Consider the following 26,681-nt stretch of genomic DNA (forward strand, 5'->3'; position numbering starts at 1 on the left):
GCACGCCGCCAGCGTTCATCCTGAGCCAGGATCAAACTCTCTGATAAAATGTTTGATTCACTCAAGATAACAACTAGCTATCTCTCGTTTTACTGTTTATAAAAAGTTCATTCTGTTGAATGATGATTCTTAAAGAATTTTCGAGAATCGTATGTGTTTCACTGTTTAGTTATCAAGGTTCTTTATGTTTCGCTCTCTTTCGACAGCTCATTTAGTTTATCACGTTCATTTTCGTTTGTCAAGAACTTTTTTAAGTTTTTTCAAAACTTTTTGATGAACTTTTGTGATTTCGTTGCTCATTAGCAACTCGTTTATTCTATCGCATTCATTTCTGAATGTCAAGAACTTTTTTTATTTTTTCTGTTTTTATTTCGCATCTGCTTCATAAAGTCCAGAAAAAATCCGCCTCATCTCGAAGCGGATTTAAGTATATCATCGTTGTTTTTATACGTCAAGCGTTTTTTATAAAATTTTTGAAAAAATTCGAACTAACGGGTCATATTGATAAAGAGTACTCAATAAGGTATCTTTTTCGATCAATTCGAGGGCTGTTTTGCCTATTTCGGTGCTGCATAACACAGTCAGTACCAGAAATGCGATCCATATAAATACGATTCCCTTGAGGAATCCTACTGCGCCTCCGGTCAGTTTATTTGCTGTTTTGAGGACCGGAAGTCCTGCGATCAGATTCAGGACATACACGATAAGCCGGATCATGATCGTAGATAAAATATATGCCAGTACATAGGACAGACCATTGATAACTGTCCTCGCAAGATATCCTGAAACATATTCTGTCATGGTATCTACGGAAAGTGCCGCATATGTTTCCGCATTATTGTTCTCTTCGAGATTTTTTCTGAGGAGATCCGGAAGTTTCAGGCCGTCGATGAGGTTTCCTGTGCTGTCCGTCTCGTATTCTGCTTTTTCTTCGCCTTGGCTCTGCACGAAATTTGCACAGGTTTCCTGTATCGTATTATAGATTGGTGTTTTCTGCATGAGAAATTCATTTATATATGGATTGATCGCCCATGCAAGAGAAAGCGAAAGGAACACAAAGAAAAAAGAAACGATTTCTTTGATAAATCCCCGACTGTATCCTCTCCATACACATAATATCAATATGGCCAAAACAACGATTCCAAGCCATGTCACATTCATCTGCTGCTCCTTATTTAAGTTTTATCACATTGACACCGTTGTCCAGCACAAGCATGTACTTATTCCAGCCGATCTTGAAGAAGTTGTTGATTGTACCGTCAATGGTTCCATTATAACGTTCTACTCCACGGCTGTTCATGACGCAGATCTGAGAACTGTTGTACATAAGAATACATCCATCACTCATCTTGATCGTTGTATATGGAACATTGAATTCCTTCTCGAAGCGGAGAGTTCCATCTATGCTGTATACCTGCATTTTGTACTGTTTGTCTTTGTTTCCGCTCTTGAATACAAGGCCGATCGTATTTTCATCAAAAAATGTGCTTACGATTTCTTTCTTAACTTCTACTGTTGTGCCTTCCTTCGGGATCTGGGCTCCGGAATAAGTCGTGAATCCATTGTCCTTGAGTGCCACAGATCTGGTTGCGTCAATATATTCCACCTGCGGGATCACAACGCCCTCATAAGTATAGCCGCTTACGATATGGTCATCTTCACTCTGTCCCACATCGCCAAAGTTATAAAAGGCTACATAACTTGTCGTCTGGCTTCCCTCAACAAACTGATATGTCACCATCATGATCTCGCTGTTGTCCGAAATCGCCACATCCATCGGATATCCCGGATCAGCAACATGTGTCTGGTTTTCTGCGATCAGCGTACCATCGGAACTGTAGAAATTGATCCAGGTAGCATCCCCGCCATCAAGAATAGCAGCAACCATTCCCTGTGAGGAAACCCTCGCCTTGACAATATTATAAGATGTCGTCACACTTCCTGTCTCACCATCCTTGTCAAAGATCTCGATCAATGTGCCGTCCTGATCTGCGACAACAGCTCTGTCACCCTTAATGTCCGCAACAGGGTTCTTCATCTCATACAGGACACTCCAGTATGCCTCCATGCTGCTATTCACCAGAGAAGCTCCATCCGGACTGTAGCGCAGAATTCCATTTGCCATCTCCTCATAGCCTGTAGAAACCACGTCCTCCTGTTCGCTCGTCTGAAGGATCTCATAATCATGATAGCTTCGTTTCTCTACATAAAAATAAACAAGTGCCGCCACAGCCGCGATCACACCTATCGTAATCACCGTACCACGGTGCACAAATGAATTCTTCTTTTTTCGTTTTCTTTTCAGATTCTTTAGGATATTCAACATTTTAACCCTTGCCTTATGTGATCATTTATTTTGTGTTACATGCCGATTATAGCAAACTTTTCAGGGCAATACAATTATTTGTCCCGGATAAATGATCTCGTTCTCAGAAATACCGTTTGCGCGGCAGATGTCAGCAACTTTGTCCATGGTTCCATAATTTTCGATGCTGATCTGGTACAAAGTATCTCCCGGACGGATCGTATAAGAGCCCCGTGTCTGCATTGCAGATGTTGTCTCGCTGTCCTGATCTGAACTGGCCTGACCTGAGTTATCCTGTCCTGTGCTTTCTTCTTCATTCTGCTTCTTCTGCTGGATCCGCCGCTGTGCTTTCCTGGTATCAGATTCTTCCTTGTAGATCTGCGCCTCTTCTGCGCTGATCGTAACAGTTGGAATGAGCGTCGGTTCTGCTGTCGGCGTTATCTTCGGACTTTCTGTCAACTCCGCCCAGGAAGTCGGTGTCACCTGCTGCACAGACGCGGCAGGAATCTGTGTAATCTCCGTCTCCTGCATGATATCCGCAGAAGCAGTCCTTGTCTCTCCCTCAATGTTCTGCCCCACCTGATAATTCCGGTAAAAGCGCACACCGACCACTGCAAGTGCCAGCACGATACACGCCGTCGCCGCATAAGAAAAAACAGAAGTCTTCTCTTCTGTTTCCTCAGGTTCTTCTTTCTTCTTTTTCTGAATCAGTGATCGAAATGCCCTGACAGCATCATCCTGAACGGTTTCCTGTGACTCTTCCTGGATCTCAGGATTCTTTTCCAGCATGTAATTCTGCATCTGGGTATTTTTTTCATAATAGATATAATATCCACTCTGTCTCACCAGGAAATTATTTTCGTATCGAAAAAAAGCTTCTTCCTGTTCTGCCGTATCCATAAGCATCAGGATCTTCTCACCGCCGAACTGGTTCCTGTGCACCTTCCCAATCAATTCAGAAACCACCATCGGCAATGACTGCCTTGCCAGAAACCATCCTACGATCTCCTGCCCTTCAAAATATTTCTCCTGTTCTTCGTGGATCTTCTGCCACATATTCTGCGTGATCTCGATATGTTCTTCTGTGATCTCCCCGGCATCTGCCAGAAGTGCTCCCCTGATAAACGTATACCCCGTTCCGGACTGCCACCGGTTCTCTCCGAGAAAAACTGCCAGAATACCACTGTCCTCTTCTTGCTGGCACTTCGCCTGTGCCGCCCTGTGCAGGAATGTATAGACATAATCCTCTATATAGATCCTGTAATTCTCCCCGGCAAGTCCGATCTGACGTATATTCTTCGGCAGGTTCCACCCTGTTTCTCCGTCATTTACCTCCTGTTTCTCATCCTTATAAATGACTTCTATCATATCCTATCACCCCTTCAGGCATCAGGATAGCATATCCAAACCGCGGATTTTGGCATAATATAAGAGCCTTTTCTCAAAATTTAACGACAGATTCTGCATCTGCATAATTCAGAACGAACCGGGATACAATGAAACAGGAAAATATAGCCGGAATCTCAGATCAAAAATAAATTATGAGGATTTTCTTATGACTTTTTATATTAATGCCAGTCAGAGGGATTCGGTACTTCGGATCTCTCACACTTTGAAACAGTGTATTCTCGATCACCAGGAAAAGTGGTCGGAACTTGTCTTTCTCTGCATTGGAACAGACAGGGTTACAGGTGACTGTCTCGGACCTTTTGTCGGTCAGAAATTAAGCAGTTGTTCCACACCAGATTTTACAGTCTACGGAACGCTTTTTCAACCCGTTCACGCCCTGAACCTCACTGCCATGTATTCCTTCATCCGAAAGCGTCATCCAGAGGCTCTGATCGTCGCTATAGACGCTTCTCTGGGACAAAAAAAGCACCTGGGTTATGTGACCATCGCAAATGGTGCACTTTACCCAGGTGCCGCAATTCATAAACAGCTGCCGTCAGTCGGCCATATTCATATTACAGGGATCGTCAATGTCTCCGGTGTGCTTGAACAGCTCACGCTCCAGACGACTCGCCTGTCTACGGTCGTTTTCCTCGCGGACACGATCGTTCAGGGAATCCTCGAAATGATTCCTGTAACAGATCTCAGATCTTAGACGAATTCTTTGACCTGTTTGTAGATACCTTCTCCATCCAGACCATATTTCTCAAGAAGAGCAACTGCCGGTCCGGATTCACCGAATCTGTCGTTGACACCGATACGTTTTACCGGTACAGGAGCTTTCTCTGCAAGGCATTCGCATACAGCGCCGCCAAGTCCGCCAATGATAGAATGTTCTTCTACTGTGACAACTTTGCCGGTTTCTTTTGCTGCTGCAACAATCAGGTCTTCGTCAAGAGGTTTGATCGTGTGGATATTGATAACTTTGGCTTCGATTCCGTCTGCTGCCAGTTTCTCTGCTGCTTCAAGGGAAGCTGCTACGCAGAGGCCGTTTGCAACGATCGTAACGTCCTTACCCTCACGGAGAACGATACCTTTACCCATCTCAAATTTGTAATCCGGGTTGTCGTTGATCACCGGCACTGCCAGACGACCGAATCTCATATAAACTGGTCCCTCGTATTCATAAGCAGCTTTTACCATAGCTTTTGCTTCGATATCATCTGCCGGGGACATAACTACCATGCCAGGAACAACTCTCATAAGAGCGAAATCCTCGCAGCACTGATGTGTTGCACCGTCTTCACCAACGGAGATTCCACCATGAGTTGCACCGATCTTGACATTCAGATGCGGATATCCTACGGAGTTACGGATCTGCTCGTAAGCACGTCCTGCTGCAAACATAGCAAATGTGCTGGCAAACGGAACCTTACCTGTAGCTGCAAGACCTGCAGCGATTCCTACCATGTTGCACTCTGCAATACCGCAGTCGATGTGACGCTCTGGAAATTCTTTCTTGAACATTCCTGTCTGAGTAGCTGCAGCAAGGTCAGCGTCCAGAACAACAAGATCCTCATGTTCTTTACCAAGTTCCACCAGAGCTGCGCCGTAGCTTGCTCTTGTAGCGATTTTCTTTACTTCTGACATAATGCTTCACCTACTTTCTCCAGATCTTCCATTGCCTGTGCATACTGCTCGTCATTCGGAGCTTTGCCATGCCATCCGACCTGGTTTTCCATGAAGGATACGCCTTTACCTTTGACTGTCTTCATGATGATCGCAGTCGGCATTCCTTTGGTTGCTTTTGCTTCATCGAATGCAGCTTTGAGCTGATCCATGTCATTTCCATCTGCAACGTTGATCACATGGAAATTAAATGCTTCGAATTTCTTGTCGATCGGGTATGGAGAGCATACTTCGTCAACTTTACCGTCGATCTGAAGTCCGTTGTTGTCCACGATCACTACCAGGTTGTCCAGTTTGCGGAATCCGGCAAACATAGCTGCCTCCCAAACCTGACCTTCCTGGATCTCGCCATCACCAAGAAGTGTATATACTCTGTAAGATTCATCGCTCAGTTTTGCGGAAAGTGCCATTCCTACTGCTGCGGAGATTCCCTGTCCAAGAGATCCACTTGTCATATCAACACCCGGGATGTGTTTCATATCCGGATGTCCCTGCAGATAAGATCCGAGATGACGAAGTGTCTTAAGGTCTTCTTTCGGGAAATATCCTCTCTCAGCAAGTGCAGAGTAAAGTCCCGGTGCTGTATGTCCTTTGGACAGTACGAAACGGTCTCTGTCAGCTTTCTCAGGATCCTTCGGATCGATGTTCATTTCCTGAAAATACAGGTATGTGAATAAATCTGCTGCTGATAAAGATCCGCCCGGATGGCCGGCTTTTGCAGCATGAACTGCGGTCACGATGTCTTTGCGGACTTCGTTCGCAATCTTCTGAAGCTCTAATTTCTCCATGATTATTTCTCCTTTTATTAGTTTACAACAGACTCATGCTACAACCAATTCCAGCATTCGTCAAGCGATATGTATTGTTATATTGTTACTGTTCACAGGTAGTATCACGCGAGGTGTTTTGCCATGAATATGGCAAAATCCCGAGACATACAGGGCAAAATCCCATCACCATAGGTGATTTGGAATGGATTTTGACCAAGTTACTGTGAACGGAGTGAACAGTAACTTTATATTATTCACCAAATACTGCTTTGTAGTCTTTCTGGAATTTCTCGATTCCAGCGTCTGTCAGAGGATGTTTTGTCATCTGTTCAAGAACTTTGTATGGAACTGTTGCGATGTCTGCACCAGCAAGAGCACACTCTGTTACATGGATTGGATGACGAACGCTTGCACAGATGATCTCTGTTGTGATTCCTGCCACTTCGAACATCTCAACGATCTGACGAATCAGTGGAAGTCCGTCTGTGGAAATATCATCAAGTCTTCCAAGGAACGGAGATACATAGGTAGCACCTGCTCTTGCAGCAAGTAAAGCCTGGTTAGCTGTGAAGATCAGAGTAACATTTGTTTTGATTCCTTCTTTAGAAAGAACTTTGACTGCTTTCAGTCCTTCTACTGTCATAGGGATCTTAACTACCATGTTCGGATGGATCTTTGCGATCTCACGTCCTTCTGCAATCATTCCTTCTGCGTCTGTTGTGGTAGCTTTAACTTCACCGCTGATCGGTCCGTCAACGATAGATGTGATCTCTTTGATCACTTCGTTGAAGTCTCTTCCTTCTTTTGCGATCAGGGACGGATTTGTGGTAACACCACAGATGATTCCCATGTCATTTGCTTTACGGATGTCTTCTACATTGGCTGTGTCGATAAAAAATTTCATGATTGATTCCTCCTGAATTCTGCTGTTTTTGAATAGCATCGCTTTGATGATTTCATTATAGCAGATAGTTTTTTGAGGTCAAGGCGGGCAAAAATTATTAATAATTTTTTTATTAATAATTTCGCATTTTATTAATAACTTCGAGTGAAAATCAAATGGATTTTGTATAAATCCAAGTACATTTTATGGTTTTTTTGATCGTTTCCCGAAGGGAATTTTAAATTATTAATAATAATTTCAGCCCAATATATTTATTTTATTTTTTATCTTTCTCATCTGTCGTTCTCGCGTATGCAGTTGTCTTGCGGACGATCAGCTTCGGTGTGTATTCGATGTTATAAACACTCGTTGGCTGAAGCCCTGTATAAAACTGATCATTTGTCGTAATCTTTCTTATGATGATATCACAGGCATCTCTGCCTTTGAGGGCAACAAAGTGGTCGATCGTCGTCAGCGAAAGCCTGCGGATCCCTGAATAAAAAATATCATCGCAGCCGATCACGGACACATCCTTCGGAACACGGATCCTGGATTCCTCCAGCGCATCGATCGCACCGATCGCCATCATGTCATTCTGACCGGCGATCGCGGTAAACTTGCGCTGTTCTTTGAGAAGTTCCATCGTAAGCTGATAGCCCATGGAATATTCAGAATCCATACGGGGCATCCTGCGGTCGATCGACTCATCGGCTGCTTTGATGAGGACATGTCCTTCGAGTCCTTCCTTCTCGTATTCCTTGACAAAACCGTCAATCCTCCTGGAACGCTGCCACTGTCTCCTTGTCAGGGGCGGTGTGATAAACGCCACATCTCTGTGTCCCAGGTCCAGGAGGTGGCGTGCCATCAGCCTGCCTACCATAGTGTTGTCCTGATTAATCGCGTCTACGGTGATCGTCTTTTCTTTGTTGCTGATGATAACCAGAGGAATCCTGCGTGCCAGTTCCTCCACTCTCTTCTGAAAATCCGGATTTGGATTGCAGGTATAAATGATTCCCTGTGGTTCTATGTTTCCGATCATCCTCAGATACCGCTCTTCCAGTCTGGCATCTCTCTGCGTATTGCAGATAAAAACGCCGTAGCCCTTCTCGTTTGCTACAGATTCAATACCCTGAAGCAGAAGGACATAGTAAGGACTGGTAAGAGTAGGACAAAAAACAACGATCAGTTTTTCTTTCCTGCCGTTGTTTTTGTGCTTGCGGTGAGGCAGCTCGTACCCCAGTTCTCTGGCGGCACGCTCTACCTTCTCTATCGTTTCTTCCGAAAAAGAAACATTATTTCTGCGATTGAGGATCATCGATACAGTGGCCTGGGAAACCCCTGCCCTTTCTGCCACCTGGGAAGAAGTTGCCTTCTTTCTAGCCAAAGCCTGTCACCTCTTTCTGCTTTTTGTCTGAAAATCTGTCAAAGCTGGACTCTGCCTTCCAGCGCACGGAGCAGGGTCACTTCGTCAATGTATTCCAGATCTCCGCCTACCGGCACGCCGCTGGCGATCCTGGTGACTTTGATCCCGGTCGGTTTGATCAGTTTGCTGATGTACATCGCCGTTGTCTCACCTTCCAGGCTGGAATTTGTCGCAATGATGACTTCTTTTACGTCTTTCTGCAGTCTCTGCATCAGTTCCTTGAGACGGATGTCGTCCGGTCCGATGCCGAGCATCGGGGAGATCGCACCGTGAAGTACATGGTACACACCGTCGTATTTGCCGGTTTTTTCATAGGCAGCAAGGTCTCTGGTGTTCTCCACGACCATGATCGTGCTTGCATCTCTCTTGGGATTTGCACAGATCGGGCAGAGTTCCTGATCGGTCAGAGTACAGCAGTTTTTGCAGTAGCGGACTTTTGCCCTTGCTTCTGTGATGGATGAGGTAAGCTGCCCTACCTGGTCCTTCGGCATATTCATGATATGAAAAGCCAGACGCTGGGCGGATTTCGGTCCGATTCCCGGAAGGTGGGACAGCTGCTCGATCAGCTTATTGATGTGTGTGCTGTAATATTCCATCAGAAAGGAAGTCCTCCGCCTAAGCCGCCAAGTCCTCCTGTGAGTTTGGACATTACTGCTGTAGATTCTTCTTCGACTTTGCGCAGTGCTTCGTTTGTAGCTGCTACGATCAGGTCCTCGAGCATTTCAATGTCGTCCGGATCTACTACTTCTTCGTCAAGTTTGACTTTGGTCACTTCACGTTTACCGGAAATGGTTACTTCTACTGCTCCGCCGCCTGCGGTTGCTGTGAATTCTTTTTCTTCTAATGCTTTCTGGTTTTCTTCCATCTGACGCTGCATTTTCTGCGCCTGTTTCATTAAGTTGTTCATGTTTCCAGGCATACCCATGCCCGGGAATCCTCCACGTTTTGCCATGATTGTAAATCCTCCATTAACTTAAAATTTTTATTCTTTACTCCTCCAGGGATGAGCCTGGCTCTTCCTCTATCTGTACATCCATATGGATGTTCTGGCGGATCGCCTGATCCACCGTGATCTGTGTCAGGTTTGTCTGCTGATGATCCTCTGCGACAAGCATATGAAGTTCGACGCTCTTGCCAAGCTGCTTCTCAATGATCGCCTGAAGTTCCTGCTTTGCCTCGGAATCATCCGGATAAAGCCTGCCGAGCGGTGTCTGGAACTCTACATACAGTATCGGCTCGCCTGTCTCTCCGTTGTATTTCGGGATCGACTGCAGAAGTGCCTGTTTAAAAGCTGCCGTCGTCTGACCGACGATCACCTTCCAGCCGGATACGATCTTTTGCAGATCCTCCGGGGCGGCTTTCTGCGGTGGTGCTGCCGGGATCGGGGCTGCTTCCTGTACGGATGCTCCCGCACTCTGGACAACGACCTGCTGCACCGGACGCTCATCGATCCTCTGTTCCAGCACACGGATACGGTCAAGGACAGAATCCAGATTTGTCTCCATTGCCGGACGGCAGAGCTTGATCAGCGCGATCTCCACCAGAACTCGTTTCTGTGTTGCGAAACGGATCTGGTTTGAAAGTTCCGAAAAGATGCGGATGTATCTCATCAGAGTATCGATATCCGTCATTTCACTCTCTTCTTTGAGAAGTTTGAGGTTCTCAGATGAGACGTCGATCGCTTCTTCCGGATTGTCGGAAGTTTTGACCAGGAGAAGGTTTCGCATGTACCAGGTAAAATCTCCTACAAACTGGCTCAGTTCCCTTCCTCCTACGATCAGTTCCTCCAGGCTACGGATCGCAGCGGTCACATCTCCTGCGAGGACTTTTCGCAGAAGTTTGCTGAAAACTTCTGTGTCCACGGCTCCCAGGACTTCCAGGACTTTGTCATAGGTGAGCGTCTGACCAAGATAAAAGGCAATACACTGATCCAGAAGACTCAGCGCATCTCGCATGGAACCGTCGCCGGCTTTTGCCACATAACGGACGGCTTTTTCCTCTGCCTCTACGCCCTCTGCCTTAAGAAGTTCTGTCAGGCGGGCTGCGATCGTGTCGATCGAGATCCTGTGGAAATCATATCTCTGACATCTGGAAAGGATCGTGATCGGGATCTTGTGCGCCTCCGTCGTCGCCAGAATAAAGATGACATAGGACGGCGGCTCCTCCAGAGTCTTGAGCAGTGCATTAAAAGCTCCCGTAGAAAGCATATGCACCTCATCGATGATGTACACCTTATAATTGCCCTCCGTCGGGCGGTAAGTTACTTCCTCCCGGATCTCACGGATGTTGTCAACACCGTTGTTGGATGCCGCATCGATCTCGATCACATTCATCGAAGTTCCTGCCTGGATCGCTTTGCACATCTCGCATTCATTACAGGGGCTTCCATTGACCGGATGCTGACAGTTGACTGCTTTGGCGAGGATCTTCGCTACAGTCGTCTTACCGGTACCTCTCGTTCCGCAGAAAAGATATGCGTGTCCGATGCGGTTGGCATTGATCTGATTCGTCAGCGTTGTCACAATGTGGTCCTGCCCCTTGACATCAGCAAAATTATCAGGCCTGAACTTCCGGTACAGGGCAGTATAACTCATAATTGTACTCCTTTTCCTGCCCGGGCGGGCAGTTTCCCGTCAATATTCCCGGGCATTAAGCCGCCGCAGGAAAACTCCCGCGGCGGCAGTTATTGTTTAGTTTCAGTCTCCGAAGCTGATACCGATCTGTTTGGCTGCTTTGACGATCTGGTCTTTCGGAGAAACCATCTTGAGTTTGCCAGCGCATTCTGCAAGCGGAACTCTCTTGATCTTGCCATTGATGATACCGATCATGATGCCGTATTCCTCATCCAGAATGGCCTCTGCTGCACCTGCACCGATCCTTGTAGAAAGAACGCGGTCATACGGGCACGGCTCGCCGCCTCGCTGAATGTGTCCCGGAACAGTGACACGTACTTCGCTTCCGATGACCTGATTAATCTGATCTGCGATCTCGTAGGAAACTGACGGGTATTTCTTGGCTCTTGCTTCGAGTTTTTCTTTGTATTTCTTCTTAGGAAGTTCTGCGTCCTCCTTGGAGATCGCACCCTCGGCTACTGCGAGGATCGTGAAACGCTTGCCTTCTTTGTTACGTTTCTCGATCGCGGAGCATACTTTCTTGATATCATATGGGATCTCAGGGATCAGGATGATATCTGCGCCGCCTGCGATTCCGGCATGGAGTGTCAGGCTTCCAACCTTGTGTCCCATGATCTCCACGATAAATACGCGACCATGAGAAGTTGCTGTTGTGTGGATGCAGTCGATCGCGTTGGTAGCGATATTTACTGCACTCTGGAATCCAAAAGTCATATCTGTGCCATAGATATCATTATCGATCGTCTTCGGAAGATGGATGATGTTGAGACCTTCTTCTCTTAACAGATTGGCTGTTTTCTGTGTTCCGTTTCCTCCAAGGATAACGAGGCAGTCCAGGCAGAGTTTGTAGTAGGTCTGTTTCATAGCCTCTACTTTGTCAAGGCCCTTCTCATCCGGCACGCGCATCAGTTTGAATGGCTGACGGGATGTACCGAGGATCGTGCCGCCTCTTGTCAGGATACCGGAGAAATCCTTCACGGTCAGCATACGGTATTTGCCGTAGATGAGTCCTTTATATCCATCGTCAAAGCCGTAAACTTCCAGGTCGTCCACTGTATTGGACAGAGCCTTTACAACACCTCGCATGGTTGCATTTAAAGCCTGGCAGTCGCCGCCGCTTGTCAACATTCCGATTCTCTTGATCATAGAATTGTCCTCCTCACTGCGTATTGTTTTCTACGCAAAGTAGATTTTGCAGTCGTTTAAAAATCTGTATCAAAAAACATCTGCAATTTGATTTCTATTATATAATACTTTGCCCCCTCTTGACAAGTATACAAAAATCGTTTATACTTAAATTCCGCGCAGCCGGGGAGATAGCGGTGCCCTGTACCTGCAATCCGCTACAGCAGGGGTGATGCCAATCTGAGGCTTGTCTCCTGTGGGGCTGCCCTTTATAAGTGGCGTTGACGTTTGGGTCTCACGCAACAGGACTCTGTGAACCGTGTCAGGGCAGGAATGCAGCAGCACTAAGCAGAACCTCTTGTGTGCCGTGAGGGTGCCTGGGCCGAGTTAACTGTAGAGGTAACGTCCATGGGAACATTTCGAAGTGCGGCGCGCGGAAATAAAGAACTTTCATACTCCGATGACAGAGATGGCATTGGAGTATTTTTATTTTTTACAGGCAGAAGTTTCTTTATACAAACAGACCGGGAACTACAGGATTTCTTACCTGACAGTTTCCGGTCTGTTTATTCCGTGTTTTATTTGCAGAACTCTGCTACTACCTGGTTGATGAGTTTGCCGTCTGCTTTACCTTTGAGATCGCCCATGACAGCTTTCATGATCTGGCCTTTGTTCTTGGTTGCGAGAACTTCTGCGAATTTCTCTTCCAGATAAGTCTTGATCTCTTCTGCGCTCATCTGCTGTGGTGCGTATTTTGCGATTACATCGTATCTTGCCTGGTATTCTGCACGAAGATCCTCACGGCTTTCCGGGCAGGTATCGAGCTGTTCTTTGACTGTCTTTAATTCTTTGAGGATCACGCGGTCAACCAGCGCTTCCGGAATATCATCACGGCATCCTTCGTCGATGGCTGCTTTTTTGGCTGCGGAGATCAGAGCGGATACTGCTTCCTTGGTTGTTTTATCCTTTGCTTTCATGGCTGCTACCATGTCTTTTCTTAATGCTTCTACTGTCATTTTCATTTCCTCCTCGTTTATCGGATTGCTGTTCAGCATACGGCTTCTGCAATCACTCTTTGTTTATTATCATAGCACGATTTCTGCAAAAAACAAGATTTACTGTTCCTCTGTTTTCTGCTCCTGCATTTGCTGTGCTTCCTGCTTTGCGAGCATTTTGCGTTGTTTTTTCTTTTCGCGGAGTTCGCGGAAGAAGTCGGACAGCATTGTGGAACATTCTTCCTGGAGGACGCCTCTGGTGGTTTTTACCTGATGATTGAAGCCTTCTACTTCAAGAAGGTTCAGGACTGAGCCCGCACATCCTGCTTTGGGATTCATGCTTCCGATCACCACCTCATCGATCCGTGACTGGACGAGTGCGCCGGCACACATCTGGCATGGTTCGAGTGTCACGTACATCGTGCAGCCTTCCAGCCGCCAGTCGCCAAGTTTTTTGCTTGCTTTGCGGATCGCGTTCAGTTCTGCGTGGGACAGGGTGTTCTTGTCTGTATTTCTGCGGTTATATCCTCTTGCGATGATCTTGCCTTCGTATACGATCACACAGCCGATCGGAACTTCTTCCAGTGCCCGGGCTTTTTTTGCCTGACGGATCGCTTCTTTCATGAATTTTTCCTGTTCTGTCAACATGTTTTCTCCTTTTTTGTGTGGTGGGTTTCCGGTCGTCTGGTTGTTACTGCTATCCAGTATAAAGAAATCCGCTTGCAAAAGCAACGAAAAATAACTAGAATAAAATATCAGATATCATGATGAAAGAAGGGGAAATCATGCCTCATATACATGGTTTAAATAAAACGACATTACTTGATTATCCGGGGCGGGTTGCGGCGACGGTCTTTCTTGGCGGCTGCAATTTCCGCTGTCCGTTCTGCCAGAACAGTTCTCTGGTGCTGCATCCTTCCGAGGAGCCGGAGATTTCTGAGGAAGAAGTTCTGCGTTTTCTCAAAAAGCGAACCGGGATTCTGGAAGGGGTCTGTATTTCCGGCGGGGAACCGACACTGAGTGCAGACCTTGAAGATTTTATTGTTAAAATCCGCGAGATGGGATATCCGGTCAAACTTGACACAAATGGAACGCAGCCAGAAGTTTTGAAAGATCTTGCAGAAAAAGATCTCATCCAGATGGCTGCTGTCGATATCAAAGCCTGTCCGGAGAATTACCCTTCCCTGACCGGGCTTCTGAAGCCCGATCTGGATGCGGTAAAAGAAACGGTTGATTTTTTGCTGCACGGGAAACTGGATTATGAATTCCGGACGACAGTTGTGCGCGAACTGCACAGCGAAGAAGATTTCCATAAGATCGGCGTATGGTTAAAGGGTACCAAAGCTTATTATCTCCAGGCTTACAGAGACTCGGACGAGGTTCTGCAGCCTGGATTCAGCAGTTATTCTCTGGAAGAACTGGAACATTTCCGGGAAATTCTTCTGGAAAATATCTCAAGAGTTGAGATTCGGGGCATCGATTAGGCGATACCAGTAGCCTCCTTTGCCTTTTGGGATGCGGATGTTGGGACTTTCTTTGAAATAGGAAAAGCCGAACATATTCGCCATGAAGCGTTCCTGCTGGTCGTAACCGCCGGGGACGCCGAGGATCCATTGTCCGCAGGTGTTACGGCAGAGAAGAAGATGCCCGAAATTATAGTAGCCGTATTGTAAGAAGCGATTGTTACGCAGCATGCAGGCGCGGCGGCCCAGGAAGCAGAGTTCTTCCGGGGTGATCTTGCGGCAGTCGGTCAGCTCGCCATCGTTAAATGCGTCACATGGGGTACCGATAGGCTTCGATGTACGAGCCTGCCCGGACATGTGTGGTGGACGCGGCGGCGGGGGTGGTACTGGGCGACCTGGACCCGGCATCGGCGGCGGTACCGGATGACCCGCCCCTGGCTGATGCGGTGGGCGCGGTGGCTTCGGTGGATGATTCGGTTCTCCCGGCACCGGACCATGCGGCGGGCGATTCGGTCCTCCCGGCCCTGGACCATACGGTGGGCGCGGATATTCTTCGATTTCCTGCCCTTCTATGGACTGAGTATGGATTTCCGGCCGCGAAGTGTCCATATCCTGCGACGATTTATCCTGAGATTTCATCGCCCCTTCACCTGCACTCTGTTCCGTTATGTTTCCATCCACTATATCTCTTTCATCCTCGCCAGCATTTTCTACATTATTGTGTAGACTTCCCATCAATTTCGCATCTTCCGTTTCCTGCTCCTGTCCTCCACGATCAGTCTTTCCTTCTTCCGTTCCAACACGCTTCGATTCCCCATCAGATTTCGGCTCCTTCCGTGCCTCCGGCATCACCCGGAAGTCCTCCGGCCAGATCGGCTGGTCATCCCATTCTGTGCCAAAGAATCCTCCACTTTCCAGGATCAGCACCATACCATTCATTTCCCCAAGCGGGATCTTTCCTTGCCCGACAGCCATCGTCTCCGTTTCCAGCAGACAGTCCATCTTTCCCTCTTCCGTCCGGCAGTTTCCGATCCTGCTGCCGTCAAGCAGTCCTTTTTTCCTCACAAACCCATAAACACTACATTCCGTTCCCGCAAGCAGTCCCGGACAGCGCAGATGGATCTCCATCCTGCACACCTTCCCCCAGGCTTCTACCCTGATGAATCCACAGTTACTCCCTTTTTTTCCTTTCAGATATTCATATACATACGCCACAAAGCGTCGATATTCCGCCAAAGTATATCCTCCTGATTTTTTACATCACTTATGTATATGAACCCCCATTTCAAAATAGACCTTACAGTTTCTCGCATCCACCCATGATCCATCGCTCGCGCCACTGCTCATATCCCGCGCGGACCCATTTCTCCAGAGATTCCTTCATATTCTCACGAAGCATCTCCTTATCTTTCCCATATCCGATGCAGCCCGGCAGCTCCGGATAAAAACCGACATAACCTCTGCATGGATCTTTTTTTGTTTCATAAGCATCCTCCCACAGATTTTCCGTCATCATTTCCATCGTTATTTCTCCCAGTTCCACCATCTCATACAATCCGTCCAGAACTCTCTGATACAATCCATCTGCTTCATCTTCTGCTCTGTCTCTGTGCCGATCCAGTTCTCCGCTCAGTTCCCCCTTCTGGCTCCACACATCACAAATCTGCCGAAACTCTTTCTCCCAGATCCCATATTTTTTTCTCATCAGATTCAGATAATACACCGCATCCGCATAACAAAGTTTCCCGCTCTCGATCATTGCACATATCTGTGACAATTCATTTTCTATCCCCATATTTACTCCTTCTTTTCCTGCGGATCAGACGTGTTGTTTTTTATGTTATGTCTTTTCCGTTTCAGGACAAATGTTTCCCTATTACGAAACATTATAAAAGAATTCGTCTATATCATCAATGCATAAGAGCTTTCTTTATTGCGAAATTTATTTATGAGGAAGACGATATGCAGAAAATACGACCGGACCTGGACATCGGCGGGAATATTCAGCAGATGCGTTATCAGAACAAGCTCACACAGGATCAGGTGATCGCCCGTCTGAATCTCATGGGAATCCCGATCTCCAAAAGCACTTACGCAAAGCTGGAAACAAACCGTATGAACATCAAAGTCAGTGAACTGCTCGCACTCTCACAGATTTTGCACTGCGATGTCGGGGAATTTTTCAAAAATCTCATATGATCCGTTTTTTCACTTTCTCATAAGTTTTCTTTTCATGTAGTCCATTTCGTACTTTTTATTTTCCCACTCAGACCCACCATAGAATCCCCGGAAACACTACCGACAATTTCTCAATACACAAACAAAAAAACACCGCCAGTCATTTCTGACCAGCGGCATTTCTCATTCCATATCCATTTTTTACTTTCCGATAGAAAATAATCGTCAATACAGTTGCTGCGATCCACCCGAACGGCCACGCCATCCAGATTCCCGTACTTCCAAATCTGGGCGAAAGCATCAGTGCAAATCCGATTCGAAGAATCAGGTCCGGAATCGTCGCGATGACAAAGTAGATCATTGCCCCGGAACCACGGATGATCCCATCTGTCATAAGTTTCACCACGATCATGAAATACCACGGCGAGACGATCCGAAGAAACATCACACCCGCATGGATCGCCGCTGAGCTTTCTGCATTCAGAAAAAGTCCCATCATCTGCTGGCTGAGTCCGAAATAAAGGACTACAAACGGAAGTGCTGTCAGCTCCGAAAGTTTCAGCCCTGTCCGAAATCCCATCGGAATCCTCTCCTGTTTTCCTGCGCCAATGTTCTGTGCCGTATAACTCGAAAGGCAGGAACCAAGCGTCATAAAAATATTGATCGCAAATGTATTCAGTTTGATCGCCCCGGAATATCCTGCAACGACTGCTGACCCATATCTGTTTACGATATCCTGGACAAAAAGGTTACCCACGCTCAAAACACTCTGCTGCAGAATACTCGGCACCGCAATTGCAAGGATCTGTACAAAAAGTTTCCTGTCAAACAGCGGCACTCTTTCCGTTCCTGCAAACTTCTGCAGTCTCACCAGCAATGTAACAAGCGCCAGCACCGCCGAAATCCCCTGTGCAATAAATGTCGCCCATGCAACACCGGCTACGCCCCAGTGAAGTTTCGCCACAAACAGAAGATCCAGGACAATATTTCCTGCCGATGATCCAAGCAGAAACCACAGCGGCGTCCTGGAATCACCAAGTGCAGTAAAAATCCCCGTACAGACATTGTACAGCATCAGAAAGATCAGTCCAAACACATAAATCTTAAGATATAGCACACCGTCCTGCATGATATTCTGTGGCGTGTGGATCCATTCCATCATATTGCGGCAGAAAAAATATCCATACACTGTCAGAATCACAGCAAGGCTCAGTGATGAGGCAAAAGCCGTCGTGACAGCACGCTTCACACCCTTGCGGTCACCCGCTCCAAACAGTCTTGATACGATCACAGATGCCCCAAGGTTCATTCCCACAGCAAATGCCATAAAAATAACAGTGATCGGGTAAGACGCCCCAACCGCAGCCAGCGCATCCTCTCCCGCAAATCTTCCCGCGATCATACTGTCCGCAATATTGTATATCTGTTGAAAAGCCACACTGAACATCATCGGAAGCCAAAAACGCCATAACGTTTTATCCGGATGTTCCTTTGTCAGATCTGTAACCATTTTTTCCTCTTTTCTTCACAAAAGGGACGATCGCTCGTCCCTCATGATTTCTGTAAAATTATAACTGATGTGTACTTCCGTTCAAAGTATCCGTAATCTCCTTGATGCTGACAGGTTTCGGGATATATCCGTTCATTCCCGCATCGCGGCAGTTTTTGCGGTCGCTTGCAAAGGTATTGGCTGTCATCGCAAAGATCGGAATATTGTTGTCATCGCAAATTTCGACATAAAGATTTGAGAGAGAATTTCTTGTTTTTCTATGACAACGTAAAAAGGAACTCCTTAAAATAAGGAATTCCTTCATCGTTAGTCGAAGTGACAGGATTTGAACCTGCGACCTCTGCGTCCCGAACGCAGCGCTCTACCAAACTGAGCCACACTTCGTTATTTCGTTGTTTAAATTTGTTATGTCGTTCAACGCAAGACATATTATATTATAGGGTATCGGAATTGTCAACAGGTTTTTTGAAAAAATTTAAAAAAATTTTCTGTTGGGATATAAGTGATTGTATCGTGTGTTTTGTTTGTATTATTCGAACTACAAGAAACATGCTTTGAGAGTTTCGCAAATTATCGCGGCAGTCGTCAAGATCTCCTATAAAATGAGGCATTTTGCCCGTTACTTCCTCTAATAATATATCCCCGCCCGCGGGGTGAGGCTCCGCGGGGCGGGGATATTATTTCTTCGGCGGTAGGAGCGCCGGAGATAGCGTTATATTGGGGCGAAATCTTTCATCTCAAATACCACATCTGCCACATTCATAGTGGATTTCCTGTGTGGTACAAGAACCACCGTCTTCTCTTCTGCGGATTCTCTGAGGGATTTGAGGATGATGCCTTCGTTCAGGGAATCGAGGTTTGAGGTCGGTTCGTCCATGAGAAGGAATGGACTGTCATGAAGGAAAGCGCGGGCGATGCCAATTCGCTGTTTTTCGCCACCGGAGAGGGTGTCTCCGAGTTCGCCTACTTCTGTGTCGTAGCCTTTGGGAAGGTGCATGATGAAGTCGTGGATGGACGCTTTGCAGGCGGCTTCCATGATCTCCTCGCGCGTCGCGCCCGGCTTGCCGATTGCGATGTTGTTGGCTATGGAATCATGGAACAGGTGGGTCTCCTGTGTCACGTAGCTTTCCATATCGCGGAGATGCTTTGTAGGAATCTTTCGCACGTCTTCGCCGTCTACGTGGAGCGCGCCGGAATTCACATCCCAGAAACGCATCAACAGCTTGAGAAGTGTGGATTTACCAGAACCGCTCGCCCCGTGGATCCCCAGGATCTTTCCTGCCGGAATATCCAGTGAGTAATTGTCCAGAATCACTTCATTATCATATGCAAACGTCACATGCTCCGCATCTGCGCCAGAAAATGTCCATCCTGCAGCACCATTACCAACATCCTGCTTTGCAGACACTCCCACTCCATCAGATGCACTGGCAGCATCCCGTTTTAAACCATCCACTACCAAAGCAGACTTCCTCTGCCCTGCACCACTCTGCACATCAGCAGTCACATTCCTGCACGCCTGTGCACCAGGCATCCACTCGCCCTCAACTTCCTCTACCTGCGGTTTCTCCTCAAGGATCGACAGCACTCTCTCCCCGCTTGCAAGCGTCTGGTTGAGGTTATTGGAAAGGCTTGACAGTGCCACAACCGGGCCGAAGGAGCCCATCATGGCGATCGTGCAGGTCAGCACTCCGTCATATCCGATACTGCCCTGTCCATACAGATTCAGCGTCAAAAACAGCATTCCGAAAGACGCGATCAGGATCACCAGATTCGTCACTGATCTCTGGCTTCCTTCCATCTCGCTCAACTTCTTCTGCATCCCCGCCAGTCCGTCAGACCTCTTCTGCATCTCATCCGCACGTTTCGCGCCCTGCTGGTACTGGATCGTCTCGTCCAGACCACGCAGAGAATCCAGCACAAAACTGTTCAGTTTGCCAAATTCCGTACGGAATTTCATACCGCTGCCGCCGCCTCTTCTGCCGTTCCAGAGCGGGATCACAACGCCCACAACCAGATATGCCACCAGTGCAAACACCCCTGCTGCCGGGTGATCGCCAGCAGTTTAAACGCAATAAAATGATTGCAGTACTGTTCCACATAATGCAGCACGCCACGCAAGCGTATAAATCGATGACGCAAACTTTACATATCGGGCATAATAGGCATCGAGAAATAGAATAAGTACATAAATCGATGCAACCTTGCTATTTCGGTATCATCGGCCTGGGTGGGTGCCGGGATGGTTACTTTACGCTAACTCATCTTCTATGAAGCTAACGCATGTGGTTAGTTAAAGTCAACTTATATTACCACCTGGCAACCTGCTGCTGACTTTCTACGCTCTCTTCATTACTGCCCGACAGCCTCCAGCCAGCTTTCTACATTTTCTTCCTCACCGCCCGGCAGCCTCCAACCAACTCTCTACGGTGGCTTCTTTTTCGCTGATGACTTCGGCGATTTCTTTTATTGACATTCCCCTCTGAAAAAGAGCTTTTGCCGTTTTTCTGCGTTCGTTTATTTCGCACTCCTGACGCATTTCTTTCATCAATTCTTCTAATGCTTCGCACATACTACCCGTCTCTCCTTCTGTCTCTTTTAATTCTGATACTCGTTTTGACAAGATTTCACTATACATTTCATCTGCGTTCTTGCAATGCAGATCATGCATTAATCGTCCCAGGTCTGTGTCCTCGTTCTGAATTGAGGAGTTTACATATATGATATGTGCGCCATCTCCAAACATATCTCCCGTTTCTTCGATGACCCGATCTGCATGATAAATCGGCAGACCTTTTCCTGGTACGTCATCTCGTGTGATAAAGATCACGTAACTCTCCGGCAGCTCCTCATAATCCTGACCCGGATTTAATGTGTTCATATCCAGCAGGCCGCTGTGATAGCGTGCTCTTTTCGGCGATGCGCCTTCTGATTCCTGCTGGATTTCTACATTATATCTCTTATCTTTATCGTCCTTTGCCACGCAGTCAAGAATTGCTGATCTGCCCTGTAGATTCTTGTAATCCTTCTGGACAATGTGATCCACAACCTGCAGGTCCTTCATTTCCATTATGATACGCAGAATATATTCTGCACATTCGCGTTTCTTCAGTACATTTCGCATGAAGATATCATTCATGATCGTAAGTTCTTTTATTACGTCTTTGTATCTTATGTAGCGCTGTTCCAGTTCATTATCTGGAGCTATACCAGTGGTTCCCATTTCGATAACGTCCTCCATTCGTAATGATAAAATAATTTTGCAGTGTGTTTTATGTAATTTTTTATCAGCTTGAAATGTATTTTTTTAGAGTATTATCGGAATGTATTTTTAATTTTGGGTTTTTGTTTCAGAAAATTTTTGACCTCTGTGCAGATGAAGTTTTTTCTGTATCAACTCCTTGTTTATAGTACTTTATGTTCTTAATTTTAACAAGAATTATATTTCTGGTCAACGAAACTTTTTATAAAGTTAGGTAAATATTTGTTTCTACTTTTTTTATTTTTTGCCTTTTGTCCGGGGGATTTTTCGCCTGGGTGGCGTAAGAAGACCGTCAAGGGACGTCGCCCGTCCCCTGACAACCCCCGGGCTGGGTGTTGGACGGAAATTTTGTCGTGTGGGGTGCCCTTTGAAAAATTCTCCTGGTGTTTCAGGTCGGGAGATTTTCGTATGAATGGGATTCTGGGTTGCGCTGTGGCTCCTTGAGTCTTGGGTTTTGTATGGGGTAGGGTGTCCTGTGGACACGCAGATTGTTGGTTGGGACTGGGGATGGTTTGTATAGATCTGATTTCTATTGGTATCCGAATCCACAAAATTCCCATAAAAAAATGGCCCAAACCACAATCAAGTAGATTCAAGCCAACAAAAAAATCTTAATAAATAACTCTCAGCCAACTCACCACCTCCAAACAAGCACTCTCCCCTCACATCCAGAAGGTTAGCAACGCCGTGCTCTCCGGCATATGCGCCTTCCCCGCAGTACAAGTCACCGTGATCATGATCATTCCCTTAATATTCCCATGACTGCTCCGCGTAAACCGACACGCGCTCAGCGGGATTCTCACCTTATTCGCGCGAAGATCAACTTCGCACAGCTGCCCATGATTCTCATACTTAAGGGACGAAAGCCACCCCGTCATATCCTTGCCATCGATCCGGGAAATGCCATGTACCGGACAGATCGTAAGTTCGAGCCAGCTTCCCCGGCTATTATTACGGATCACCGCAATATGCTCAAACCCCTGATGTGCCATGGAAAGACGCGGGCCGCCGGTACGGTTCACCTGATGAAGCGCTATCCCCACCTCATAATTGCCCCTTTCAAGGACTTTTTCCAGGAAATTCGGCGTAAAAGATTCCTGCGAGATCGTAGTATCTTTTTTTACCTGTGTATCACTTCTGGTGATAGACAGAAGAAGTTCATAATCGACATTTTCTATCAGCTGGCGAAGCGATTCCTGCCGGGATCCTTCGCTCACTCCCAGACGGGTCAGATAAGACTGCGTGGACTGCAGAATGCGCTCGTACATCCTGAGTGCACGGATGCCAGCCTCAGTAAAAGTATACTGTTCCGTCAGATACCCATAATTTACACATTCCTTAAAAAAACGACTTACCGGACCGTGGCTCACACCACAGATATCAGCAACAGTCCCCACACAGCCACGCTTTTTTTCAATTTTTTCCAGAGTCATCAGATAGTTAATCTGAAGCAGTGAAGGATGGAGTAGATCTTTCATAGTTTATGTATATTCCTTTCCAGTAAAAAAACGAGCCAGTCTTACCATATATGAACATCCAGTTCCCTGCTGTTCCAGTCCACCGGTTCCTCGTCCTCATTCGCAAACGCGATCAGGGCATTTCCCTCGATAACAGGGTCCTGTCTCTGAATTGAAAATTCAAAAACATCAGAAGGAATGACAGGTTTCCCTTTATGCAGTTCCGCACGGATCCATTTTTGCTGATCTTTGTACCAGAGACAGCCCAGATTACTGTCCGGCTCCGGATCGATCTCAAGCTCAAACCAGCTTTTTTCTTCCTCGACATGAAGCCTGATATTCTGGGAAAAATCATGAAATTCCCGCGCGAACCTGCGGGGATACGTTTTTTCCATATAATAAATCCCCATCAAAAAAACATAGTCTCCAGGTGCATACCGATAACTCAGATCCGTATACCGCAAAACTCTCTCAAAAGTCTCTCCATAATTCACAAAATTGCAAACCTGCCGGACTGTCTCCTCGCTGACGATATGCTCCATACGGCAGGCATCCTCCCTGGCGGTTTCACTTCCCACACCGACAAACTGCAGAAACTGAGCAAAAGTCTCATGCCGATACCCACACTCCACCCCCGTCAATAGCCCCAGCGCTTTTCGCGCCCAGCGAAACAGCCCTCCGCGTGGTCAGGAGGGGAGCGCGAGGGGAGAACGACCTTCGCAACTATGAGTGCCCTCCCCTCGCAAGGCTTTTCAAAGCCCTTGTCAGACTCAATAATATATCGTATATTATAACTAACACACAAAACTCGCCCGCCAGCGGCGGGCGAAAGGAGAACCCACTATGATAGATATACACAACATCAGCACCCACTGCACCCGCACCGAATTCGTCGGCACCACCGTCCTCGACACCATCGGCCTCGTCATCTCCGGCATAGATGACACCTTACTATCCACCATGAACATCAGCACCAAATACCACACCCTCGGTCTCTTCAGCTCCCGGACCGGAGCCGCCGGTCAAATCACCGCAATAGACGACGCAGTCAAAGCCACCAACACCGAAGTCCTCTCCATCGAATTTCCAAGAGACACCAAGGGCTGGGGCGGCCACGGCAACTACATCGTGATCGGCGGTAACGATGTTTCCGATGTACGCCACGCGATCGAACTCGCACTTGAACTCACGAAAAAAAATGCCGGAGAGCTGTACATCAGCGACTCCGGACATCTTGAATTTACATTTTCCGCCAGCGCAGGCGCAGCCCTGCAAAAAGCTTTCCACGCTGTACCGGGACAGGCTTTCGGCTTCATGGCAGGATCCCCTGCTGCGATCGGTCTCGTCATGGCTGACACCGCAATGAAAGCTTCCGCCGTCAACATCGCCTGCTACATGACCCCGAGCATCGGCACCAGCCACTCCAATGAAGTCATCCTCGGTATCTCCGGTGATGCCAGTGCCGTCAAAGCCGCCGTCCTCGAAGCCCGCCAAGTTGGTCTCGAACTCCTCATCGGCATGGGCAGCTACCCCGAAATCCCCGGTACACCGTACCTGTAAATCAAAAAAGCCCGCGCCCCACACCACTCATCCAACCGACAAGTGATCCTGGGGTACAGGCTTTTTATTATATTCATTAATAATTGAATTTAGTTAAGCTGGTAAACATCTGCATACTGCAGTCCGAAGCTCAGCGCCTCGCTGTGGCTGCTGCAGTAGATATCTACGTGTCCGTATGGAGTTCCAAGGTCTTCTACGGTGTAAACGTTGCCGTTGATGAGAAGTTTGGTTCCGAACGGTACGCCTGCCATGGCTACGGTACGTCCTGCTACCGGCATGGTTCCGCTGGCTGTTGCGTTTCCTGCTGTTCCGCAGCAGATCGCACAGTTACAGTAAGCAGTCAGCTTGAAGTTTCCAAGGTAAGTTCCCTGACTGGAGTCAGAAGAAGAACTGCTGTCGCTGGAAGATGTATCGCTGCTGTCAGAAGAACTGTCAGAGCTTGTATCCTCGCTGGAATCATCACTGGAAGTATCCTCTGTTTCATCTGTATACTGGCTGTCATCATCGATAGTTCCTGCATTATCATCCTCAGAATAATCATCGGAGCTGTCAGAAGAACTATCCTCTGTGTAGGAATCATCACTCTCATCATAGGACTCGTCCTCAGAGTAATCCTCGTCACTGGATGCATCCTCGCTGTAATCAGAAGAATCCTCCTCATTTGCAGCTTCTGCTGCCGCTGCCTCGGCTGCTGCCTGAGCCGCTGCTTCCTCAGCTGCACGCTCCTGCTCAGCCTGCTCCATCAGGACTGCGATATCATTGTCTGCGTTGTTGACCTCTGCCATCAGAGCATTCGCTTCTTCCTGACTTGCGCTGATCTGATTTACATAGGAGCTGATATTATCGCTTGTTGTAGCAACAAGGTTCTGAACCTCCTGCTGCTTGGAGCCTTTCTCTGCGAGCATAGTATTGATGGAAGCGGATTCCTCCTCGATCTTCTGCTGCTGATCGGCGATATTCTGCTGTGTTGTCTCGTATTTCTCAAGCATGTTTCTGTCGTATTTGGACAGCTCGGAAATGTTGTTTGCCTGATTCAGGAGCTCGGAAAGACTTCCTGCTGAGATCAGTGCCTCAAACATGGTTGTGCCGCCGTGCTCATATATGTACTGGATACGGTCGGACATTGCTTCCTTCTGCTTGATGGCTGCCTTCTTCGCACTGGCGAGTGCAACCTTGACTTTGTTTAACTCGTCCTCTTTCTCAGCGGCCTGTGTGCTTAACTGGGAAATGCTCTCTGTCAGTTCATTATATTGTGAATTCAGTTCTGACAGGTAGGATTCGAGTTCCTGTTTCTTGCTCTCCAGGCCACTGATGTTTGCCTGTGCCTGGTCAAGTCCTACCTGCGCTTCCTGCTTCTGAGCCTGTGCTGCGGCTATCTGATCTTCTGTAGAAGCGAATACGGTTGTTCCCATAGAAGCAGTCATTGCACATGTTATCAGCAGTGAAAGAACTTTCTTACTTTTCATATAAACACCTCATAACTTTTTTGTATCCTTAGTATAACACATTTTTTCATAAAATCAACACTTTTATTTAATTTTTGTAACATTCATGTAACATTTCAAATAAAAATCCCCGATTTTACCGCATATCCACTATATCTGTTACAAAAAAATTACACCGCAAAACCAGTCCGCCACTCTCTCCGCAGCACCACCCCAGGCAGATCTGTCATCAATTCTGCACAAAAAAACAGCCCGCCGGGATCTCTCCCAACAGGCTGGTGCAACTGGCATCTGTTATTCCGCCGCAGCTTCCTCCAGTTCCTCTCCGTCTTCCGTATTCAGAAGTTCCTGATATTTCTCCAGGATCAGAGACTGGATATGGTCTCTTGTCTGCGAATTGATCGGATGTGCGATATCACGGTATTCTCCGTCACTTGCCTTGCGGCTCGGCATTGCGATGAACAATCCCTTTTCTCCCTCGATCACCTTGATATCATGTACTACAAATTCATCATCTATTGTGATCGAAACGACCGCTTTCATCTTTCCTTCTTTTGCAATCTTTCTCACACGTACATCTGTAATATTCATTTG

At 47.1% G+C, this 26,681-nt stretch carries 27 protein-coding genes, 1 tRNA gene and 1 other RNA gene; 5 read left to right on the forward strand and 24 right to left on the reverse strand.

Annotated elements, in window-relative coordinates; all coding sequences use genetic code 11:
* Nucleotides 1-462 precede the first annotated feature (462 nt).
* The 3 genes from DXC01_RS10790 to DXC01_RS10800 form a co-directional block, all read right to left on the reverse strand.
* Nucleotides 463-1,161, reverse strand: a complete 699-nt coding sequence (locus tag DXC01_RS10790) for a CvpA family protein (protein ID WP_118698889.1) — start codon at nt 1,159-1,161, stop codon at nt 463-465.
* 10 nt (nt 1,162-1,171) lie between these two features.
* Nucleotides 1,172-2,272, reverse strand: coding sequence for a DUF5711 family protein (locus DXC01_RS10795; protein ID WP_243002354.1), 1,101 nt, complete (start codon nt 2,270-2,272; stop codon nt 1,172-1,174).
* Nucleotides 2,273-2,386: 114 nt separating this feature from the next.
* Complete coding sequence (locus DXC01_RS10800; protein WP_022214447.1) at nt 2,387-3,673, reverse strand: LysM peptidoglycan-binding domain-containing protein; 1,287 nt, start codon at nt 3,671-3,673, stop codon at nt 2,387-2,389.
* A gap of 187 nt (nt 3,674-3,860) precedes the next feature.
* Between DXC01_RS10800 and yyaC the strand changes: the two genes are divergently transcribed.
* Nucleotides 3,861-4,409: a spore protease YyaC gene (yyaC, locus tag DXC01_RS10805; protein ID WP_022214446.1), complete on the forward strand. Its 549-nt coding sequence runs from the start codon at nt 3,861-3,863 to the stop codon at nt 4,407-4,409.
* Here the strand turns inward: yyaC and DXC01_RS10810 are convergent.
* From DXC01_RS10810 to DXC01_RS10845, 8 genes are all read right to left on the reverse strand, one after another.
* Nucleotides 4,406-5,344 carry a transketolase family protein gene (locus DXC01_RS10810; RefSeq protein WP_118698890.1) on the reverse strand — a complete coding sequence of 313 codons (939 nt, stop codon included), beginning with the start codon at nt 5,342-5,344 and terminating at the stop codon, nt 4,406-4,408. The two genes, yyaC and DXC01_RS10810, sit on opposite strands and share 4 nt — an antisense overlap.
* Nucleotides 5,332-6,171, reverse strand: coding sequence for a transketolase (locus DXC01_RS10815; protein ID WP_118698891.1), 840 nt, complete (start codon nt 6,169-6,171; stop codon nt 5,332-5,334). Before DXC01_RS10815 ends, DXC01_RS10810 begins: the two co-directional genes overlap by 13 nt.
* Before the next feature lie 232 nt (nt 6,172-6,403).
* A complete protein-coding gene (gene fsa, locus DXC01_RS10820; RefSeq protein ID WP_022214443.1) occupies nt 6,404-7,057 on the reverse strand; it encodes a fructose-6-phosphate aldolase in 654 nt (217 codons plus the stop codon).
* Between the two features lie 256 nt (nt 7,058-7,313).
* The gene (locus DXC01_RS10825) at nt 7,314-8,420 is read right to left on the reverse strand and encodes a LacI family DNA-binding transcriptional regulator (protein ID WP_118698892.1); all 1,107 of its coding nucleotides are present in this window, start codon (nt 8,418-8,420) and stop codon (nt 7,314-7,316) included.
* 38 nt (nt 8,421-8,458) lie between these two features.
* Nucleotides 8,459-9,055 carry a recombination mediator RecR gene (recR, locus tag DXC01_RS10830; protein WP_022214441.1) on the reverse strand — a complete coding sequence of 199 codons (597 nt, stop codon included), beginning with the start codon at nt 9,053-9,055 and terminating at the stop codon, nt 8,459-8,461.
* Nucleotides 9,055-9,411, reverse strand: a complete 357-nt coding sequence (locus tag DXC01_RS10835) for a YbaB/EbfC family nucleoid-associated protein (protein WP_022214440.1) — start codon at nt 9,409-9,411, stop codon at nt 9,055-9,057. The genes recR and DXC01_RS10835 overlap by 1 nt, the downstream gene beginning before the upstream one ends.
* Before the next feature lie 37 nt (nt 9,412-9,448).
* Nucleotides 9,449-11,053 (reverse strand): DNA polymerase III subunit gamma/tau, encoded by a 1,605-nt coding sequence (gene dnaX, locus DXC01_RS10840; RefSeq protein WP_022214439.1) that lies wholly within the window; start codon nt 11,051-11,053, stop codon nt 9,449-9,451.
* A 102-nt stretch (nt 11,054-11,155) separates the two neighbouring features.
* Nucleotides 11,156-12,238: a 6-phosphofructokinase gene (locus DXC01_RS10845; protein ID WP_022214438.1), complete on the reverse strand. Its 1,083-nt coding sequence runs from the start codon at nt 12,236-12,238 to the stop codon at nt 11,156-11,158.
* Between the two features lie 154 nt (nt 12,239-12,392).
* Here DXC01_RS10845 and ffs point away from each other — a divergent pair.
* Nucleotides 12,393-12,654: signal recognition particle sRNA large type (ffs, locus tag DXC01_RS10850), an RNA gene on the forward strand.
* 141 nt (nt 12,655-12,795) lie between these two features.
* Here ffs and DXC01_RS10855 read toward each other — a convergent pair.
* Nucleotides 12,796-13,233, reverse strand: a complete 438-nt coding sequence (locus DXC01_RS10855; RefSeq protein ID WP_022214437.1) for a GatB/YqeY domain-containing protein — start codon at nt 13,231-13,233, stop codon at nt 12,796-12,798.
* A gap of 99 nt (nt 13,234-13,332) precedes the next feature.
* Complete coding sequence (gene tadA, locus DXC01_RS10860) at nt 13,333-13,857, reverse strand: tRNA adenosine(34) deaminase TadA (RefSeq protein WP_118252133.1); 525 nt, start codon at nt 13,855-13,857, stop codon at nt 13,333-13,335.
* Between the two features lie 140 nt (nt 13,858-13,997).
* Here tadA and DXC01_RS10865 point away from each other — a divergent pair, with 140 nt between their 5' ends.
* Entirely contained in the window at nt 13,998-14,696 is a 699-nt protein-coding gene (locus tag DXC01_RS10865) for an anaerobic ribonucleoside-triphosphate reductase activating protein (RefSeq protein WP_118698893.1), read from the forward strand.
* Here DXC01_RS10865 and DXC01_RS20295 read toward each other — a convergent pair.
* Both DXC01_RS20295 and DXC01_RS20300 read right to left on the reverse strand, forming a co-directional pair.
* Nucleotides 14,667-15,911, reverse strand: a complete 1,245-nt coding sequence (locus tag DXC01_RS20295) for a DUF6128 domain-containing protein (protein WP_199704996.1) — start codon at nt 15,909-15,911, stop codon at nt 14,667-14,669. The two genes, DXC01_RS10865 and DXC01_RS20295, sit on opposite strands and share 30 nt — an antisense overlap.
* 61 nt (nt 15,912-15,972) lie before the next feature.
* Nucleotides 15,973-16,470, reverse strand: a complete 498-nt coding sequence (locus DXC01_RS20300; RefSeq protein WP_199704997.1) for a type II toxin-antitoxin system HicB family antitoxin — start codon at nt 16,468-16,470, stop codon at nt 15,973-15,975.
* A gap of 167 nt (nt 16,471-16,637) precedes the next feature.
* Here DXC01_RS20300 and DXC01_RS10880 point away from each other — a divergent pair, with 167 nt between their 5' ends.
* The gene (locus tag DXC01_RS10880; RefSeq protein WP_022214014.1) at nt 16,638-16,874 is read left to right on the forward strand and encodes a helix-turn-helix domain-containing protein; all 237 of its coding nucleotides are present in this window, start codon (nt 16,638-16,640) and stop codon (nt 16,872-16,874) included.
* Between the two features lie 139 nt (nt 16,875-17,013).
* Here DXC01_RS10880 and DXC01_RS10885 read toward each other — a convergent pair whose 3' ends face one another.
* The 7 genes from DXC01_RS10885 to DXC01_RS10920 all read right to left on the reverse strand — a co-directional run bounded on the left by DXC01_RS10885 (nt 17,014) and on the right by DXC01_RS10920 (nt 23,714).
* Nucleotides 17,014-18,363, reverse strand: coding sequence for an MATE family efflux transporter (locus tag DXC01_RS10885; RefSeq protein WP_118698894.1), 1,350 nt, complete (start codon nt 18,361-18,363; stop codon nt 17,014-17,016).
* A gap of 58 nt (nt 18,364-18,421) precedes the next feature.
* Nucleotides 18,422-18,550, reverse strand: a complete 129-nt coding sequence (locus DXC01_RS20890; protein WP_264466946.1) for a hypothetical protein — start codon at nt 18,548-18,550, stop codon at nt 18,422-18,424.
* A 123-nt stretch (nt 18,551-18,673) separates the two neighbouring features.
* Nucleotides 18,674-18,747: transfer RNA gene (locus DXC01_RS10895), tRNA-Pro, on the reverse strand.
* Between the two features lie 328 nt (nt 18,748-19,075).
* Nucleotides 19,076-20,389, reverse strand: a complete 1,314-nt coding sequence (locus DXC01_RS20635; protein ID WP_243111605.1) for an amino acid ABC transporter ATP-binding/permease protein — start codon at nt 20,387-20,389, stop codon at nt 19,076-19,078.
* Nucleotides 20,390-20,758: 369 nt separating this feature from the next.
* Nucleotides 20,759-21,586: a PD-(D/E)XK nuclease family transposase gene (locus DXC01_RS10910; RefSeq protein WP_022214011.1), complete on the reverse strand. Its 828-nt coding sequence runs from the start codon at nt 21,584-21,586 to the stop codon at nt 20,759-20,761.
* Nucleotides 21,587-22,287: 701 nt separating this feature from the next.
* Nucleotides 22,288-23,103: a hypothetical protein gene (locus DXC01_RS10915; RefSeq protein ID WP_118698896.1), complete on the reverse strand. Its 816-nt coding sequence runs from the start codon at nt 23,101-23,103 to the stop codon at nt 22,288-22,290.
* Nucleotides 23,104-23,144: 41 nt separating this feature from the next.
* Nucleotides 23,145-23,714, reverse strand: a complete 570-nt coding sequence (locus tag DXC01_RS10920) for an iron dependent repressor, metal binding and dimerization domain protein (RefSeq protein ID WP_199704998.1) — start codon at nt 23,712-23,714, stop codon at nt 23,145-23,147.
* A 211-nt stretch (nt 23,715-23,925) separates the two neighbouring features.
* Between DXC01_RS10920 and pduB the strand changes: the two genes are divergently transcribed.
* Nucleotides 23,926-24,642, forward strand: coding sequence for a microcompartment protein PduB (gene pduB, locus DXC01_RS10925; RefSeq protein WP_118252139.1), 717 nt, complete (start codon nt 23,926-23,928; stop codon nt 24,640-24,642).
* Nucleotides 24,643-24,731: 89 nt separating this feature from the next.
* Here pduB and DXC01_RS10930 read toward each other — a convergent pair whose 3' ends face one another.
* Nucleotides 24,732-26,108: a PcsB-like coiled-coil domain-containing protein gene (locus DXC01_RS10930; protein ID WP_118698898.1), complete on the reverse strand. Its 1,377-nt coding sequence runs from the start codon at nt 26,106-26,108 to the stop codon at nt 24,732-24,734.
* A gap of 273 nt (nt 26,109-26,381) precedes the next feature.
* Entirely contained in the window at nt 26,382-26,678 is a 297-nt protein-coding gene (gene spoVG / locus DXC01_RS10935) for a septation regulator SpoVG (RefSeq protein WP_022214006.1), read from the reverse strand.
* Between the last annotated feature and the right edge of the window lie 3 nt (nt 26,679-26,681).

Source organism: Blautia sp. OM07-19 (assembly GCF_003481595.1).
In the GTDB taxonomy this organism is placed as follows: domain Bacteria; phylum Bacillota; class Clostridia; order Lachnospirales; family Lachnospiraceae; genus Blautia_A; species Blautia_A intestinihominis.

What these genes read in the sequence shown, in the direction of transcription:
- DXC01_RS10790 (WP_118698889.1), bottom strand. Translation starts at nt 1,161, where the DNA reads ATGAATGTGACATGGCTTGGAATCGTTGTTTTGGCCATATTGATATTA.
- DXC01_RS10800 (WP_022214447.1), bottom strand. Translation starts at nt 3,673, where the DNA reads ATGATAGAAGTCATTTATAAGGATGAGAAACAGGAGGTAAATGACGGA.
- yyaC (WP_022214446.1), top strand. Translation starts at nt 3,861, where the DNA reads ATGACTTTTTATATTAATGCCAGTCAGAGGGATTCGGTACTTCGGATC.
- DXC01_RS10810 (WP_118698890.1), bottom strand. Translation starts at nt 5,344, where the DNA reads ATGTCAGAAGTAAAGAAAATCGCTACAAGAGCAAGCTACGGCGCAGCT.
- DXC01_RS10815 (WP_118698891.1), bottom strand. Translation starts at nt 6,171, where the DNA reads ATGGAGAAATTAGAGCTTCAGAAGATTGCGAACGAAGTCCGCAAAGAC.
- fsa (WP_022214443.1), bottom strand. Translation starts at nt 7,057, where the DNA reads ATGAAATTTTTTATCGACACAGCCAATGTAGAAGACATCCGTAAAGCA.
- recR (WP_022214441.1), bottom strand. Translation starts at nt 9,055, where the DNA reads ATGGAATATTACAGCACACACATCAATAAGCTGATCGAGCAGCTGTCC.
- DXC01_RS10835 (WP_022214440.1), bottom strand. Translation starts at nt 9,411, where the DNA reads ATGGCAAAACGTGGAGGATTCCCGGGCATGGGTATGCCTGGAAACATG.
- dnaX (WP_022214439.1), bottom strand. Translation starts at nt 11,053, where the DNA reads ATGAGTTATACTGCCCTGTACCGGAAGTTCAGGCCTGATAATTTTGCT.
- DXC01_RS10845 (WP_022214438.1), bottom strand. Translation starts at nt 12,238, where the DNA reads ATGATCAAGAGAATCGGAATGTTGACAAGCGGCGGCGACTGCCAGGCT.
- DXC01_RS10855 (WP_022214437.1), bottom strand. Translation starts at nt 13,233, where the DNA reads ATGACAGTAGAAGCATTAAGAAAAGACATGGTAGCAGCCATGAAAGCA.
- DXC01_RS10865 (WP_118698893.1), top strand. Translation starts at nt 13,998, where the DNA reads ATGCCTCATATACATGGTTTAAATAAAACGACATTACTTGATTATCCG.
- DXC01_RS20300 (WP_199704997.1), bottom strand. Translation starts at nt 16,470, where the DNA reads ATGGGGATAGAAAATGAATTGTCACAGATATGTGCAATGATCGAGAGC.
- DXC01_RS10880 (WP_022214014.1), top strand. Translation starts at nt 16,638, where the DNA reads ATGCAGAAAATACGACCGGACCTGGACATCGGCGGGAATATTCAGCAG.
- DXC01_RS10885 (WP_118698894.1), bottom strand. Translation starts at nt 18,363, where the DNA reads ATGGTTACAGATCTGACAAAGGAACATCCGGATAAAACGTTATGGCGT.
- DXC01_RS20890 (WP_264466946.1), bottom strand. Translation starts at nt 18,550, where the DNA reads ATGACAGCCAATACCTTTGCAAGCGACCGCAAAAACTGCCGCGATGCG.
- DXC01_RS10910 (WP_022214011.1), bottom strand. Translation starts at nt 21,586, where the DNA reads ATGGGAACCACTGGTATAGCTCCAGATAATGAACTGGAACAGCGCTAC.
- DXC01_RS10915 (WP_118698896.1), bottom strand. Translation starts at nt 23,103, where the DNA reads ATGAAAGATCTACTCCATCCTTCACTGCTTCAGATTAACTATCTGATG.
- pduB (WP_118252139.1), top strand. Translation starts at nt 23,926, where the DNA reads ATGATAGATATACACAACATCAGCACCCACTGCACCCGCACCGAATTC.
- DXC01_RS10930 (WP_118698898.1), bottom strand. Translation starts at nt 26,108, where the DNA reads ATGAAAAGTAAGAAAGTTCTTTCACTGCTGATAACATGTGCAATGACT.
- spoVG (WP_022214006.1), bottom strand. Translation starts at nt 26,678, where the DNA reads ATGAATATTACAGATGTACGTGTGAGAAAGATTGCAAAAGAAGGAAAG.